This window comes from Streptomyces pimonensis (genome assembly GCF_041380215.1).
GTDB classification, from domain to species: Bacteria; Actinomycetota; Actinomycetes; order Streptomycetales; family Streptomycetaceae; genus Streptomyces; species Streptomyces pimonensis.
In genome coordinates, this window is the sequence record NZ_JAHWZY010000158.1 from 1 (window position 1) to 302 (window position 302).

The 302-nt window shown below is 74.8% G+C and carries 1 protein-coding gene; it reads left to right on the forward strand.

Features of this window, described 5'->3' with window-relative positions; all coding sequences use genetic code 11:
• The coding region (locus tag KYY02_RS33810) for a ketoacyl-synthetase C-terminal extension domain-containing protein (protein WP_371244931.1) at positions 1-302 on the forward strand (302 nt) is incomplete at both ends.

Genomic DNA, 302 nt, shown 5'->3' on the forward strand with positions numbered 1-302 from the left:
CGCACGTGGACTGGTCGGCCGGCGCCGTGGAACTGCTGACCGAGGCGCGGCCGTGGCCGCAGGTCGACCGGCCGTGGCGCGCGGGTGTGTCGTCGTTCGGTGTGAGCGGTACGAACGCGCACGTCATCGTCGAGCAGGCGCCTGCGGTGGAGCAGGTGGAGCAGGCGGACACGGACACGCCGGAACCGGTACGTGGTGGGGTGCTGCCGTGGGTGTTGTCGGCCCGCAGCGCGGAGGCGTTGCGGGCGCAGGCCGCCCGGCTCGTGTCGGTCGTGGACGGCCAGTCCCCGGCCGACGTGGGG